We start from the raw sequence: 16254 nt of genomic DNA, 5'->3' as shown, positions 1-16254 counted from the left end.
ATTAAAATTTAGTAAATTTAAAGGAATGATGAAAAATGGATAATAAAGAAATAGAATTAACACAAGATGATATAAAAAATACTATAGTTGCTTTAAATACTATAAAATATGTTTGTATCAAGTCTAAGCACTGCAAAAACTGCCCAATTGGACATATGGTAAAAATTGATGAATATAATTGTTTACTATCAGAATTAATTGATAATGGAATATTGCCTGTAGATTGGAAAATAAAAAAAGTATCAAGATTATTAGATACAACATTTAGCTAACAATTTCTTTTGAGGAGTATAAATATGAAGAAGAAAATGATAAGAATAAAAAAATGTGAATGTGGTGGAGATATATTTAAATTAAGTACGAAAATAGGATTTATTTATCAATGTAAAAAATGTGGAGAAATGTATAAATAAAAATTTCAAGTAATAAAAAAGTAAATAAAATAGATGATATGACGAATAATATACCCAGTAGATTTAAGGAGGAAAAAATGCAAGAAGCATTATTTGTAAAAAACATCTTCAAAAAACTAAAAAGTACATCAAGCAGAAAAGAAAAAATAAATATATTAGAAAAAAATAAAAATAATGGTATGTTTGTAACCTGTTTACAATTTCTTTTAGATACAGGTATTTTAACTGGGTTATCTAAAAAGAAACTATCTAAAAAAATAGGGAATATTGAGTGTAAAAAAATATATAGCATATATGATATGATTGATTATCTATCTGAAAATAATTCTGGAAGAGATGTTGATATAAAAACAATACAATTATTTTTAGAAAAAAATAAAGAACTTGAAGAATTTATAATTGGTATAGCTACAAAAACAATTAAATTAGGGATTTCTTGTAAAACTGTAAATAAAATTATGCCAGGTTTAATAAAGGAACATTAAAAATGTTAATTAAAAAATAAAGTAGATTTTGCAATGGAAGGGAGAGTGTATATATGAGTATGATAATAGTAGCTAGTGTAGATGAAGAGGAAATGATTTTTAGAACAGAGATTAAAAAACTAGAAGAAGGAAATGAAGTAGTTGCATTTGTGAATGGAACAATGAAAATAGCTATATTTAAGAGGTTTATAGATAAATGTGAAGACTATATAAAAGACATAGCTTTTCAAAAAATTGATTTAAATAGATATAAAGAAATTGTAAAAAAAGAAAATGACAGAGTAAAAAATGAGTTTAAAGATATGTGTATAAAACAATCTGAACTTATGATCAGTAAAGAAATAGATGATTATTTAAGGATATGTAGATTTAATTATAATAAAAATAAATTTATAAAATATGTAGATGACACAGAAATATCAATATATAAAAGTGAAAATAAACATTTACTTCATATTTTTTCATATAAAAACTCAATATCAACTAAGATTGATATAACTAATAAAGGTCTGATTACAATAATAAAAATAATTAATAAATACATATTGAAGGAAAGTGATATAAATTTTTAGATGGTTCATATAAATTAATTTTTAAGTAAGGGGGATTAAATAATAAAAAAAGTGATTTATTTAGCATTATGTATTATTTTAGCGATTATATTGTTTACAACAGGAAAAGAATCAAGTACATATCAAATTTCAACTCAAAGAATCTTACCAGTATAATATAATTTTTATATAGTCAAATATTTACCACTTATGGAAACAGAATATTATTGATAACATGTATGTAAAAAGGGTATTATTTAAAGGTTGAAAATAAATATTAGAAAGAGAGTGATTTAATGGAAATAATTAAAAGGGATGGGAGCAAGGTACCTTTTGATAATACAAAGATACAGATTGCGATAGAAAAGGCAATGAAAAATGGAAGTGGAATTTACATAGAGGATATCTCAAAATTAATAGCAAATGATGCTGAATTTGAATTTAATAATAAGAAAAATATTCCTACGATTCATCAAATAGAAGATTTTGTATATGATAGACTTATACATTATGGTCAAAAAGATACAGCTAAAGCATATGAAGGTTATAGAGCTGTTCAATCGTTCAAAAAACAGATTAATACAACAGATGAAAGCATATTAGGTTTAATAAGCAAGACGAATGAGGATATTTTAAGAGAAAATTCAAATAAAAATTCAATAATCGCATCAACTCAAAGAGATTTAATTGCTGGAGAGGTTTCTAAAGATATAACTAGAAGAAAATTGATACCACCTCATATAGTTCAAGCTCATGATGAAGGAGTTATACACTGGCATGACATGGATTATACATTACAATCAATATTTAATTGTTGCTTAATAAATATTCAAGATATGTTAGATAATGGAACAGTAATAAATGAAAAATTAGTAGAATCTCCAAAGTCATTTAGTACTGCTTGTACTGTAACTACTCAAATAATGGCTCAAGTGGCTAGTAATCAATATGGTGGGCAGAGTATCACAGTAAAGCATTTAGCACCCTATCTAAGAAAAACATATGATAAATACTATAAGAAATATTTAGATAAATATAAAGACGAAAATTTAGCTAAAGAATTGGCTGATGATAGAAAATTAGATGATTTAAAAGCAGGAGTTCAAACGATTAGATATCAGCTTTCAACTTTGATGACAACGAATGGCCAAGCACCATTTGCAACAATTTATCTTGAAGTAGAAAGTGGAAATGAATACGAAGAAGAGATGGCTCTTATTTGTGAGGAAATGATAAAACAAAGATTAGAAGGAATGAAAAATTACAAAGGACAAGAAATAGGGGAGGCTTTCCCTAAACTAGTTTATCTTCTTGATGAGGATAATTGTTTAGAAGGTGGCAAATATGACTACATCACAAAATTAGCTGCTGAATGCACAACCAAAAGGTTAGTGCCAGACTATCAATCAGCTAAAATTATGCGTACTAATTATGAAGGAAATATATTCCCACCTATGGGTTGTAGAAGTCATCTTAGCACATATAAAGATAAAAATGAAAATTATAAATGGTATGGAAGATTCAATCAAGGTGTAATATCTTTAAATTTACCTCAAATTGCAATAGTAGCTGATAAGAATATGGATTTATTTTGGAAGATATTAGACCAAAGATTAGAATTGTGCAAAGAAGCTCTTTTAACTAGACATAACATGCTAAAAGGAACACTCTCAGATGTATCACCTATACATTGGCAACACGGAGCTATAGCTAGACTTGAAAAAGGAGAGAAGATAGATAGACTTTTAGAAAATGGATACTCAACTTTAAGCCTTGGATATGTAGGAATATATGAAATGGTTCAAGCTATGCTAGGTATAAGTCATACAGAAGAAGAAGGAGAAAAATTTGCATTAGATGTTATGAAATACATGAAAAATAAATGTGAGGAATGGAAAGAGGAAACTAAATTAGGATTTGGTTTATATGGGTCTCCCGCAGAAAATTTAGTATATAGATTTTGTAGGATAGATAAACAAAAGTTTGGTGAGATAAAAAATGTAACAGATAAATTATATTATACAAATAGTTATCATGTTCATGTTTGTGAAGAAATAGATGCTTTTAGTAAATTAAAATTTGAATCTCAGTTTCATAGTATAAGTTCAGGGGGATGTATTTCATATGTGGAAGTTCCTGATATGAGCAGAAATCTTGAAGCAGTTGAACAAATCATAAATTACATATATCATAATATTCAATATGCAGAGATAAATACAAAGCCAGACATATGTTATAAGTGTGGATACACTGGAGAAATAAAACTAGATGAAAATTTAACTTGGTATTGTCCATCATGTGGAAATAGAGATGAGACTGAAATGCAGGTTATGAGAAGGACTTGTGGTTATATAGGAACTAACTTTTGGAATAAAGGTCGTACTCAAGAAATAGGAGACAGAGTACTTCATTTATAAGAAAGGGTTATGAATATGAAATATGCTGAAATAAGAAAGTTTGATGTATCAAATGCACCAGGAGTAAGAACAACACTCTTTGTATCTGGATGTACCCATAATTGTAAGGGATGTTTTAATAAAGATTTACAAGATTTTAATTACGGAGATGTATGGTCTAATAAAGTGGAAGATAAGATTATTTCATATCTAAAAAATGATAATATAGTAGGTTTAAATATATTAGGTGGAGAACCATTGCAACAAATAAAGGATAATGATTTAATTGATTTTTTAAAAAGAGTTAAAATAGAGACGAATAAAAATATCTGGCTTTGGTCAGGTTACTTGTTTGAAGAAATATTAAGAGATCTATCAAGAAAAATATTTTTAGATTATATTGATGTTTTAATAGATGGTAAATTTGACATTTCAAAAAGAGACATTTCATTAAAATATAGAGGCTCATCAAATCAAAGAGTTATAGAGGTTCAAAAATCATTAAAAGAAAATCAGATAGTATTATATAAGTAAGAGGGATATCTTTCCCTCTTTGGAGGTGATTGATTTGACTAAAAAAGAATTCACAAATAAATTTCTAAAGGAGCAATTCAAAAAAAAGAAATTTTTAGATTATGAATTTGAAAATTTCAAAATGAATAGAAGATTTAGTGAATGGAAAAAGAATAAAAAACATTAAAATATTTAAGTGGAGATAGAATTTGTTAAAAGAGACTTTGAGGTAGAGGTGATTAATTGAGATATAATAATTATCATAGCCATAAAATATACTCAAATATTAGAACCCTAGATGTAATTACCAAGCCACAACAATATATAGATAGGACAATAGAGCTTGGTCATACTACATATTTTACAACAGAACATGGATATCAGGGAAATGTACATGAAGCAAAAACTTTATGTGATAAAAGCAATTTAAAAATGATTGTTGGAGCAGAATTTTACTATGTAAATAATATAAATGAGAAAGATAGAGGAAATTATCATCTAATAATAATTGCTAAAAATAATAATGGCTATAAGCAAATAAATAAAGCTTTAAGTTTAGCTAATACAAATGGGTATTACTATAAACCTAGAATAGATGAAAAGATACTATTTGAGATATTTAAACCAGAAGATGTGGTTATTACTACTGCATGTGTAGCTGGAGTATTAAAACTTGAAAATAGAGAAGAACTAATAATAAAACTAAAGAATCATTTCAAAGATAATTTCTTTCTTGAAGTGCAATCTCATCCTCATAAAACTCAAGTTTTACATAATGTGGATGTCTTAGAATTAAGTAAAAAATACAATATAGACATAATACATGCCAATGATAGCCATTATATTTATCCAGAAGAATCAAAATATAGAACTAAATTTCTTAAAGCTAAAGGTATAAATTATCCTGAAGAAGATGGATTTATTTTAGATTATCCAAATTCAGATGATATATTTAAAAGATATGAAAAACAAAATGTATTAACAAAGCAAGAAATTGAAATAGCATTAAAAAATACTCTAATATTTGATGAGTGTGAAGAAGTTACACTGATAAATGAAGATATAAAGTTACCATCAATATCTAAAAATCCAAATAAAGAACTGAAAGAGATATTAAATAAAGAATGGTTAGAGAAAAGAAAAAATATACCTGAAAATAGATGGAATGAATACTTAGATGCTATAAGATATGAATTTGATATTATAGAGAAAACCCATATGGAGGATTACTTTATTATAGATTATAAAATAGTTCAAAGAGCCAAACAAGAATATAATGGTCTTCTTACTAAAACGGGGAGAGGTTCAGCACCTTCATTTATAATAACTAACCTTTTAGGGCTTACTGAAATAGACAGATTAAATGCTCCAGTACCATTATTCCCTACTAGATTTATGAGTGTTGAAAGAATACTATCAGCGAAATCTTTACCAGATATAGATTTAAATGCTGAAGACGCAGAGCCATTTATACAAGCAACTAGAGACTTGCTGGGAGAAGAAAATTGTGCTTGGATGATAAGTTATAAGCCGTTACAAGATGCATCCGCATTTAGATTATGGTGTAAAGCAAATGATATGAAATTATCAGAGTATGATGAAGTGGCTAAAAACCTAGATAAATATATAAATGATGATTCTTGGAGAGATATAATAAAGGAATCAAAGGTATTTGTAGGAGTAGTAGAAAGTGTTTCTTTCTCACCATGCTCTATGCTTATATACGACAAACCAATTGATGAAGAAGTAGGACTATTAAAAACTAAGGATGGGATATGTTGTAATATAGATGGATATTATTGTGATAAGTATAAGTATTTAAAAAATGATTATTTAACAGTGAAAGTATGGTCACTAATCAGAAAAACTTGTGAATTAGCAAATATTAATATTCCTACAATTGAAGAATTGAATAGTTTATTAAATAGTAAAACCTATGAGATATACAAGAATAAATTAACTTGTACTATAAATCAAGTAGACTCAGACTATGCGACAAACCTAGCATCTAAATACAAAATATCAAGTGTGGCTGAAACAAGTGCGTTTGTAGCGAGCATTAGACCAGGTTTCACATCTTTATTAGACAATTTCATTAAAAGAAAGCCATATACAACTAATGTTAAAGAACTAGATATATTATTAGAGGATAGTTACCATTACCTTATGTATCAAGAGTCTATAATGAAGTATCTAATATGGTTAGGGATAGAGGAATCTGAGAGCTATGATATTATAAAGAAAGTAGCAAAAAAGAAATTTAAAGAAAAAGAGTTAAAAGAATTGCATACTAAACTAAAAAATAACTGGATTAAAAAAGTCGGAACTGAAAATAATTTCGAGGACACATGGCAAGTTGTAAATGATGCCACCTCGTATTCCTTTAATGCTTCACATAGTCTTTCATATGCATATGACAGCTTATATTGTGCATACCTTAAGTCACATTATCCATTAGAATATTATACTGTAGCATTCAACTTATATAATGAAGATACAGAAAGAACAAGAAAATTAACAGATGAAATAAAGTATTTTGATATTAAGTTAGAAAATCCTAAATTTAGATTCTCAAAATCTGAATACTTTTTTAATAGAGATAAAAATAGTATTTACAAGGGAATTGAATCCATTAAATTTTTAAATTCTGATATAGGAGAGTACCTATATTCTCTTAAAGATAATAAATATGATTCATTTTTAGAACTATTAATAGATTTACAAGGGCATATAAACTCTAAACAATTATCTATACTAATTAAACTAGATTTCTTTGAGGAGTTTGGAAAGTCTAACAAACTTTTAGAGACTTATGATATCTATAATTCAATCTATAGTAAAAAACAATTTAAAAAAGATAGTTTACCATGCAATATGGAAATTATGAGAAGATATTCTAATAAAGAAACAGAAAAAATATTTAAAGAAGTTGATACAAAAAAATTATGTTCATATCTCGAAAGCCAAATCGAAAATACTGATATACCAATCAGTGAAAAAATACAAGCTCATTTTGAATTTGTAGGATCATGTAATATAAAAGATGACAATTCAAATCCAAGGTATTGTTTAGTAATAGATATAGATACTAAATATTCTCCTAAAATTACACTATACAATCTAAAATCAAGCAATATAAAGATTTTTAAGGTAAGTAAATCTATTTTTGATGATAATAAAATTGATATTTATGACTTAGTTTATTTAAAATCAACTAAGGAAAAAGCTAAAAGTAAAAAAATAGATGGAAAGTGGATTAAGAGCAATTCCGAGTCTGAATGGTGGATACAAGAATATTGGAAACTAGAAAATTAAAAATATGACCTCATGTATGCCTTTCTAAGACCTCATATAAAATATTGCTTAGTTTTATACATTACAATCTTAAAACAACATATATAAGATCAGTGAAAGGTAGTGATTTCAATACTTATAGATGAACAAAGACATTATGATTTATTAGAGAAAAATAGAGAATTAAACACTAAAATTGATGAATTAAATGAAGAAATACTCTTTTTACAAGAAGAAAATAAAGAGTATAAAGAAGTTTTGGAGAAGTGGCAAAATGTAAAAGAAGAAATTAAATCTGCATATGAAATTAGAAGAAGATTAAATAGAAAACATGGAAAGTTAGAAATGATATGGCATAAAATTGAGGATTTGTAATGAAAACAAATAAAATATATGAAAAAAATGAATACATTATTATTAAAGTCCGAAATGGATATATTGTCTATAATACTAATAAGATATTTGGAGAAGGTCATACACATCTTAAGTGTTATAATGCTGCTAAAACTGCAATTGATTTAGCTATTAAAAAAAAGATACCACGAAGTTATTCAATGTATTTTCTTGAAAGTCTGATAAGAATATCAGATGATATATCTTACAGGGAATCTATAAAAGATATAATGAATACAAGAAATTCTAAGGGATATAAAGATAAGTATATAAATTTTAGAAATCTATAAAAATATTTGATAATGCAAAGCTTTCAAAGAATCTAATTAAGTCAATTGAAGATGGTTTAAATATAACTTGGAGGAGTTTATGAGATGGATAAGTACGATAGTAATAAGTATTTTAATAGTGGCTAGTGGTGTTCAAGTCTTTTATAGTCATGAAGAAGTGTTCAATACTAGTAATATGGAAAGAAGTCTTATAACCTATGTAACAAAAAATATAAATTTAATGTATGAATATGAATGGGATAAATATAGAAATAGCAAAGAATATAAGTTGGAAATAAAAAAAATGAACTTAGAAAAAGAACTTAATATCAAAATAGAAAAATTGATTCCTATAACATGGGAAGTAAGTTACTATACTTCTTTGAATTGTGAAAATAGTAAACATGGAGCTGTGACAGCTACAGGAGAAAATTTACAATATGGGTTTGTGGCCAATAATCATCTTAAATTTGGAACTAAAATATTAGTTGATGGAAATTTAAAGGTGGTTAAAGATAGAGGTTCTAATAGATATTTTGGTACTTCTAATGCTATAGATGTATTTGTACCAAGATTAGATAGGGAGAGTGATTATAAATATTATAAGAGAGTAAATAATATGGGAAGACACTATCAAGAAGGTTATATTATAATTGAAGAATAGGAGTTGGTAAGTTGAAAGTAAATGGAATAAAAGTGACAGAAATTATTAATGTATCAAATGTATATGTATATGGAATTGAAGAAAGTATAATAGCAAGTGGATACCCAATGTATGAACAACAAGTAATAGATATGAAAGAAATAAACATTTCAGAAAAAGATTTAAAACGAGCAAATCAATTAGGCAAGTCAAAGCAAGGTTCAGGTCATGATTGCTTCTCTAAAGGAATTATTGTACAGATGGATTTGCAATGGTCAGAATATATGTGGAGACAATGGGACAGATACCATCATAACGATTATGTCTCAAGTCAAAGTAAAATGCATAGATTAACTAAATTTAACCTTGATAATATGTGTAACAAATATGTTGATAAAAATACAATAAATTTCTTAAATGAATTAATTTATGATTACAATAATTTTGATGAATTAAAATTATCCGCATCTGATAAAGTGACACTTAGGAATGGGGAAAATATCGAGGCCACGAAAGAAAATCTCTGGAAAATAATAATATCGAATTGTCCATCAGGATTAATGTTAACTGCAAGAGTTACATTAAATTATCTACAAATCAAATCTATGATAAATCAAAGAGAGAATCATAAAATGGAAGAATGGAGATTCTTATGTGATTTTTTTAAAACATTACCAAAATATAAAGAATTAATGATGTAGCAAGTTTTGTTAGCAATTAAGTTTTAAATATAAAGGAGAAGGGTAAATGGCAGAAAAAAGAATAAATTATAATCAAGTATTTGTATCAGGAGAAGTTTTAGACATTTTAAATATAGCTAGAATGAATCAAGGAACTAGCCAAGAAGCAATAAGATTTACCTTAAAAGTTGAAACGGCACCAAATGAATCAGTGAATGTAGACTATTTTACATCAATGTTTAAGTCAGATGGTTCACCAAATCAAATGTTTTTAGGGATAGAGACAATAGCTAATGAAATAAAAACTAGAGCAGAAGATGGAAAAGGAGATATTGTTAGATGTGTTTGTTCATTAGACAATAGCTTATATTATAAAGATGGTGAAAAGAAAGAGCGATTCCAGATATCAGGAACTTTTTGCAATAGAGAAAAATATGATGACAAAGGTAATCCAATTGATGACAAGGGCGAAGTAGTAAAACCAATAAAGGCAAGTCAAGTTTGGAGAGCATATACATTAATTGAAAATATAGAAGAAAAAGAAGATGACTTAGGTAAATATTTAGAGATTAAGGGTCTAATTAATAAATATGGTAAGCAAGGTTGTAATATGATATTTAGAATACATAATGAATATATGATAGAAGGATTTAAAAGTTTATATAAAATAGGAGATGTTGGTCTTCTTGAAGGTACAGTAAAATCTATGGTTACTAGTAAATCAGCAGGGTTTGGTTCAAGAATTAAAAAAAGCGCATTTATATTTTTAGAAATAGAAGGTGGGGATGAGCCTTTGAAAGATGGCGATGAAATATTAAGTGATAAAAACTATCCTTTCACGGATAAAAATATAGAGGCAATGAGAGAAAAAATAAAAGAAAAAGATGAAAAAGAAAAACAAAGAGATATTGATAAAAATGGTAAGACAGTTGAAATAAGTGATGATGATGTACCTTTTTAATATTTAATAAATATAATTGTGATAAATATTAAATAATTTATTTAAAAGGAGAGATTAAATGGAAAATAAAGAAACTATAATTATGGATGATATTAAAAAAGTAGTGAATGAGGAAATAAAAAAGAATATATCAAATTTATATTCAGATAAGATTGAAGGATTAAGAGAAAGTGATAGCCAAATTGAAATAACAAAAGCATTAATAGCTTTCCATTTAGAGATAGAGTCAATTCAAAAAGACAATACAAATCCATTTTTTAGGTCTAAATATGCAAATCTGGATACAATTCTTAAAGTAGTAAATCCATTATTAGCAAAACATGATTTAATACTAATGCAATCAGCAGAAGATGCAGGTAATGATAAAGTATATATAAAAACTAAACTTAAGCATTCATCAGGCGAATACATAGAGTCAAATTCTGCACCATTTAAACCAGCTAAAACTAATGATATACAAGCTAGAGGAGCATTGGAAACTTACTTAAGAAGATACGCAGTTCAATCAGTATTAGCATTATCATTCGAGGAAGACGATGATGGAAATTCTTTAACAAACAAATCAAAGGGCAAATCAGAGGAAGAAAATTCAACTGTTAAGAAAAGTAGAGTGTAAGTAAAAAAATGCTACCTCTTAATGGGGTAGCAATAAATACATAGCATAAGGAGGGGAAAGTTTGAACTGTAAATGTAATGTTTGTAAAAAGAAATTAAATACAAAAGATGCTTATAAAGTAGAACATATTACATCTGGAGGAAAAAAACGAAATATATATTATTGTAATGAACAGGAATATAGAAAAGAGCAACAGGGTATATATTTCTGGAAACAATGTCAACTTGGCATAGATTCTATTATGGGATATACGGTTATAAATAATCAAAAAAATAAGATGTTACAAGAGATAATAAAAAGTGGTTATACAAGAGAAGAATTATATGACTGTATGCTTGAAAAAAAAGATGAAATCATAGAATTACTTAATTACAGAAAAGATGTAGAAGGAGAATATCCTAAATTATGCTATGTATTTACTATATTAAAAGGAAGTATTAGAGATATAACAATCAGAAATAAAAGTGTTAAAGAAAAAATAGACAACAAAAATAATTATGAGGAATTGGATGAGGGTTACACATTAGTTACTCTTAATAAAGTAAAAACAAATAAAAGAAAAAGTTTATTTGAAAAAATTAAAGAGGTGAATTAATGAGTGCATATGAAAAAATAACAAAAGATAGAGGCATTATAGAGACTTTAGTTTTAGGAACAATGTTAAAATCATTAACTCTTTTTAGTGAATATAAAATTAGTGAAAGTGATTTTATAATAGATAAAGTAAAATTCTTTTTCTCATTAGGAAGAACAATGTCTAAAACTCATAGTGAGCTTGATGAAGCAAGTATCGCTAAATTTGTATCTTCAAATAAACTCAAATCTGAATATGAAAAATATGGCGGTTGGAATAGTTTATCATCTGCTATGGAGTATGGAAAAGAAACTAATATATCAGCATATATTGATGATTTGGCTAAGAACAATCTACTAATAGCTTTAGATAAAAGGGGTTTTAGTATAACAAAAGAGATGGATCATAAGGGAGAAAAGTTTACTCCATTTGAATTATTCCAATCTATAAGCTGTAGAGAAGTGGAAGAATTCTATGAGGGATTAATATCTTCCTGTAGTGTAAATTCTATAAAGAATAATATGAAAGTCGAAAATCTTTTACTTACTAAAGATGATAGAGAAAAGTTAAAACAAAAAACTGAAGCAGGAACACCTTATAATATTATCTTTGAATATAATGAAAATGAAATAGGATTAAATGAGAATGAAGAATCTAAGTATATATATGGTTTACCAGTATTGTCAAATCGAACTAATGGCCTTGGTAAAGGTGGGGGTATAAATATAATATCTGGATTTTCAGGAATAGGAAAAACTACATTATTGTTCTTTAATTATATATTAGCTATGATATATCAAGGTGAAAAAGTAGTTATATTTGCGAATGAACAAAAATCTCAATATTTTAAAAGTATGTTAGTGTCATTTATAGCATACAACATATTTAATTATCATGATTTAGATAGAAATAAAATTGACAATGGAGACTTCACAGAGTTCGAAGAAGAGCTTATGGAAAAGATAGAAATGTTCTTAAAAGACAGAGGATTTGAAGAAAGTCTAAAATTTATATATATGGAAGAATTTGAGATATCTGAAATATTAAGAAAAAGTAAAGAGCTTGTGGCACATGAAGGATTTACTGTAATAGCAGTTGATACATTCAAGTCAGAGAATTCATCAGATGCAAATTATACAGGAAGGTTAATAGAAAACTCTAAGTTACTAGACAACTTTGGAAATAAATACAATGTAATAACACTTCTATCTATGCAATTAGTAACAGCTCAAGAAAATAAAAGTTCCTATCTATCAGCTTCGGATTTAGCAGAAGCTAAAGCTGTTAAAAATGTTTGTGGTCTATTGATGCTTATGAGAAAAGTGGTTAATGATTTAGAGTTAGATTCAACCAATAAAAAATTCTTTTTAAAACCATATAGGCTAAAATATAATAAGCTAAAAAAGACTACTGAAAGAGAGTATATCCAGTTTGATATAAAAGATTTACAAAAAGAATACAGATTACTATTTTTAAATAAGTCAAGAAGAGGTCAAGATGGAGATGTGATTCTACTAAGATTTTATGGTAAGACTGGTAGATTTGAAGAAATAGGAAGGTGTGAAAAAGTCTATAGAGGACAATTGTCATACTAGGTGATGACTATGGAAATAAAGGATTTGACTAATGAAGAGGTGATAAATTTTATGGAATATTTAGATTCGGACTTATCTCCTAAAAGCAATGATAGACAGTTAATATTTAATACTTGTTTATGTCATAATGGTGATTCATATAAATTATTTTATTATACAGAAAGCAAAACATTTCATTGCTATAGTTCTTGTGGTCATATAGGGAGCTTAATAGATTTATTAATACACATAAATAAATATGAGTTTAAAGATGCTGTTAGCGAAATAAAAGATTTCTTTGGTATTTCAAATCAACCAATGCTAAGAAAAGGATTTAGAATAAGGAAAAAAGTAAAACAAATAGATAATATTAGAGATATACAAATAGAATTACTTCCTACCCCTAAAAAGCCATATATATATAAAACTTTTCAACAAGTCCCAATCGAAGAGTGGGAAAATGAAAACATATCTTTTGAAGTTCTTAAAACATATCAAATACATTATAATCCATATGAAAATCAAATAGTAATTCCACATTTCTGTTGGCATGACAAAGATAGACCAATTGGTATTAGAGTTAGAAATTTAGATGAAGATAAAGCTAAAAGTTTTGGTAAATACATCCCATTGTGGTATGACAATAAGTGTTATAATCATAAATTAAGTCTTAATTTATATGGACTAGGTGTAAATAAAGAATCTATCAAAAATTCCAAAAAAGTAATAGTATTTGAAGGTGAAAAATCAGTATTGCAGATGGCAACTATTTATAAAAATAATCCTTCTGTAGCTATATGTGGAAGTAATTTTAGTAGAGAGCAAAAAAAGATGTTAATAGATTTAGGTATTGAAGAATTAATCATAGCTTTTGATAGGCAATTTAAAATTAAAGGAGATGAAGAATATATTGCATGGAGAGCTAAGATATATAAGTTAGTTCAAGATATTAGGGATGTGATGAAAATAAGTGTAATTTGGGATGAAGATAATCTATTGGAGTATAAAGATAGTCCTAGTGATTTGGGAAAACATATATTTGAAAAATTATTAAAGAGTAGGATTGATATAGATAACTTTATTAGTAAATGAAAATAGCAAATTATATTAATAGGAGATGATTATATGATACAAGAAGTTAGGCAAGAAATATTATTAAAAAATGGGGAGATATTATATACAGGTGATTTAGTAGAAATAGAGTATAAGTTGGATGAAGATGAAAAAATGAAATGTTGTACAGGAAAAATTAAGGATGTAGAAGAACTATTCATTAAATTAGATACAAGTAAGAGATATAAAGCATCTGAAATAATGATATATTCTTGGGAGTTAAAGTCAATTGGAAGGATAAGTGATAAAAATGAATAGTATGATTAATAATAAGTATAGGGCATTGTATTTATTAACTCTTTTTTTAATTCTTAATTTTATTTGTAATGTATATTTTGCAAAAAATGTAAATGTTGAATATTACTTAAGTTCATATTGTATATTTGAAAATGTAATGAAAATAATAATTTCTGTGGGGATTTTCTTTTCTATGATGTTGGCAGGATTTGATATAACTAATAAATTTATAAATAAGTTCAAAGAAGCTATAAAAGAAGAAAGTATAGATATAAATGCTAGCATATCTGAGGAATTATATAAAGAAATTAAAAGTCAGATAGAAAAGGAAACTAGAAAGGTAAAATAGATGTCTAGAGAATTATATAGTTTTAGTAAATTAAATACATTCTATACATGTCCATTTCAATATTATCTTACATATATTAAAAATTTAGATCGAGAACAAAATTGCTATGGTTATTATGGTAATGAATTACATAGATTACTAGAAGAATTACAACAAAGAAAAATGACAAATCAAGAAGCTATTCAAAAATATAATGAAGTTATAGAATATGCAAATCTAATGGATTACAACTTTCCTACACCAAATTCAAGAATTAATTATTTAGAATGTATCTTACATTATCTAGAATATTTTGTACCAATTGAGTGTGATAAATACTGTATAGAAGAATACTTTGAGTATTATATTAATGGAATTACAATGAGGGGATACATAGATTTATATTATATAATAGGTAATAAAGTTTATGTTATAGATTACAAATCGAGTAGTAAATTTTCTAAAAAAGACTTACCTAAAAAATCAAAGCAGCTTATCTTATACGCAATGTATCTTAAAGAAAAATATCCAGATAAAATGATTGAATATGTAGCTTTTGATATGTGCAAGTACATTAAAAATGAAAAAGGAGTATTAATTGAAAGAAATAAGATTGATAATATAAGAAATTACGAAAGAGCTATAGTGAAAATTAAATACACTAAAGCATTAGAACAACAATTAATTGCCTTTGTTACTGATACAGTTAAACAGATAAAACAGCTAGATTTCAACGATGAGAGTGTTTGGTGCAAAAACGATGACAAAAGTAATCAGTTTTTTTGTAAAACCCTATGTTCTCATTATGGAAAAGGTTGCAAATATAATGTAAATAAAGGTTTTAGAAAATCTAAATCACAATAAAATATGAATTTTAATAAGATTGGAGAGTACTCAATGAATATACCAAAAGAAGTAAAAGTAGGGGGATTGTTTTACAAAATAGAGGAGACTGAAGAGCCTATTCTAGTAAACAATCAATTATGTTATGGATTAGCAGATTATGGAACTGAAACAATAAAGTTATCTAATAATCTACAATCACAAAGAGTAAAAGAAGCTACATTTTTACATGAGCTATTTCATTGTATATTTAGAGATAGATGTATAGAGAGTGAAGATGAGGAATATTTAGTAGATGTATTAAGTAAAGGGCTTCATCAAGTGATTATTGATAATCCTAATGTGTTTGAATGTAAGGTAGAACTATAAAT

The 16254-nt window shown here is 26.5% G+C and carries 20 protein-coding genes; all 20 read left to right on the top strand.

What is annotated here, in order from left to right; all coding sequences use genetic code 11:
* The first annotated feature begins 35 nt into the window (after window positions 1-35).
* The 20 genes from IC214_RS09535 to IC214_RS09445 all read left to right on the top strand — a co-directional run bounded on the left by IC214_RS09535 (window position 36) and on the right by IC214_RS09445 (window position 16252).
* Entirely contained in the window at window positions 36-272 is a 237-nt protein-coding gene (locus IC214_RS09535) for a hypothetical protein (RefSeq protein WP_223153065.1), read from the top strand.
* Between the two features lie 218 nt (window positions 273-490).
* Entirely contained in the window at window positions 491-898 is a 408-nt protein-coding gene (locus tag IC214_RS09530) for a DNA ligase (RefSeq protein ID WP_227825335.1), read from the top strand.
* Window positions 899-951: 53 nt separating this feature from the next.
* Window positions 952-1470 carry a hypothetical protein gene (locus IC214_RS09525; RefSeq protein WP_227825334.1) on the top strand — a complete coding sequence of 173 codons (519 nt, stop codon included), beginning with the start codon at window positions 952-954 and terminating at the stop codon, window positions 1468-1470.
* Between the two features lie 275 nt (window positions 1471-1745).
* Complete coding sequence (gene nrdD, locus IC214_RS09520; protein WP_227866555.1) at window positions 1746-3866, top strand: anaerobic ribonucleoside-triphosphate reductase; 2121 nt, start codon at window positions 1746-1748, stop codon at window positions 3864-3866.
* A gap of 15 nt (window positions 3867-3881) precedes the next feature.
* Window positions 3882-4379 (top strand): anaerobic ribonucleoside-triphosphate reductase activating protein, encoded by a 498-nt coding sequence (gene nrdG, locus IC214_RS09515; protein WP_227825332.1) that lies wholly within the window; start codon window positions 3882-3884, stop codon window positions 4377-4379.
* Between the two features lie 34 nt (window positions 4380-4413).
* Window positions 4414-4545: a hypothetical protein gene (locus IC214_RS20860; RefSeq protein ID WP_021383042.1), complete on the top strand. Its 132-nt coding sequence runs from the start codon at window positions 4414-4416 to the stop codon at window positions 4543-4545.
* Window positions 4546-4601: 56 nt separating this feature from the next.
* Window positions 4602-7673: a PHP domain-containing protein gene (locus IC214_RS09510; protein WP_227825331.1), complete on the top strand. Its 3072-nt coding sequence runs from the start codon at window positions 4602-4604 to the stop codon at window positions 7671-7673.
* Window positions 7674-7775: 102 nt separating this feature from the next.
* Window positions 7776-8027, top strand: coding sequence for a hypothetical protein (locus tag IC214_RS09505; protein WP_227825330.1), 252 nt, complete (start codon window positions 7776-7778; stop codon window positions 8025-8027).
* Window positions 8027-8335, top strand: a complete 309-nt coding sequence (locus tag IC214_RS09500) for a hypothetical protein (protein ID WP_227825329.1) — start codon at window positions 8027-8029, stop codon at window positions 8333-8335. Before IC214_RS09505 ends, IC214_RS09500 begins: the two co-directional genes overlap by 1 nt.
* Window positions 8336-8414: 79 nt before the next feature.
* Window positions 8415-8978, top strand: a complete 564-nt coding sequence (locus tag IC214_RS09495; protein ID WP_227866554.1) for a hypothetical protein — start codon at window positions 8415-8417, stop codon at window positions 8976-8978.
* 11 nt (window positions 8979-8989) lie between these two features.
* Window positions 8990-9658 carry a hypothetical protein gene (locus tag IC214_RS09490; RefSeq protein ID WP_227825327.1) on the top strand — a complete coding sequence of 223 codons (669 nt, stop codon included), beginning with the start codon at window positions 8990-8992 and terminating at the stop codon, window positions 9656-9658.
* Between the two features lie 46 nt (window positions 9659-9704).
* Complete coding sequence (locus tag IC214_RS09485) at window positions 9705-10598, top strand: hypothetical protein (RefSeq protein ID WP_227825326.1); 894 nt, start codon at window positions 9705-9707, stop codon at window positions 10596-10598.
* A gap of 58 nt (window positions 10599-10656) precedes the next feature.
* Window positions 10657-11214, top strand: coding sequence for an ERF family protein (locus IC214_RS09480; RefSeq protein WP_227866553.1), 558 nt, complete (start codon window positions 10657-10659; stop codon window positions 11212-11214).
* Between the two features lie 61 nt (window positions 11215-11275).
* Window positions 11276-11809 carry a hypothetical protein gene (locus tag IC214_RS09475; protein ID WP_227825324.1) on the top strand — a complete coding sequence of 178 codons (534 nt, stop codon included), beginning with the start codon at window positions 11276-11278 and terminating at the stop codon, window positions 11807-11809.
* Window positions 11809-13383 carry a DnaB-like helicase C-terminal domain-containing protein gene (locus tag IC214_RS09470; RefSeq protein ID WP_227825323.1) on the top strand — a complete coding sequence of 525 codons (1575 nt, stop codon included), beginning with the start codon at window positions 11809-11811 and terminating at the stop codon, window positions 13381-13383. The genes IC214_RS09475 and IC214_RS09470 overlap by 1 nt, the downstream gene beginning before the upstream one ends.
* 9 nt (window positions 13384-13392) lie before the next feature.
* On the top strand, window positions 13393-14454 hold the full coding sequence (locus IC214_RS09465; protein WP_227866552.1) for a CHC2 zinc finger domain-containing protein: 1062 nt from the start codon (window positions 13393-13395) through the stop codon (window positions 14452-14454).
* 33 nt (window positions 14455-14487) lie between these two features.
* Window positions 14488-14733, top strand: a complete 246-nt coding sequence (locus tag IC214_RS09460; protein WP_227825321.1) for a hypothetical protein — start codon at window positions 14488-14490, stop codon at window positions 14731-14733.
* 136 nt (window positions 14734-14869) lie between these two features.
* A complete protein-coding gene (locus tag IC214_RS09455; protein WP_227866551.1) occupies window positions 14870-15061 on the top strand; it encodes a hypothetical protein in 192 nt (63 codons plus the stop codon).
* On the top strand, window positions 15062-15904 hold the full coding sequence (locus IC214_RS09450) for a PD-(D/E)XK nuclease family protein (protein ID WP_227825319.1): 843 nt from the start codon (window positions 15062-15064) through the stop codon (window positions 15902-15904).
* A gap of 33 nt (window positions 15905-15937) precedes the next feature.
* Entirely contained in the window at window positions 15938-16252 is a 315-nt protein-coding gene (locus tag IC214_RS09445; RefSeq protein WP_021383081.1) for a hypothetical protein, read from the top strand.
* Window positions 16253-16254 lie beyond the last annotated feature (2 nt).

The sequence above is a fragment of the Clostridioides sp. ES-S-0190-01 genome (genome assembly GCF_020658275.1).
GTDB lineage: Bacteria > Bacillota > Clostridia > Peptostreptococcales > Peptostreptococcaceae > Clostridioides.
Note: the sequence above shows the minus strand (reverse complement) of the source record. Positions and strands in the feature narration are given on the sequence as shown.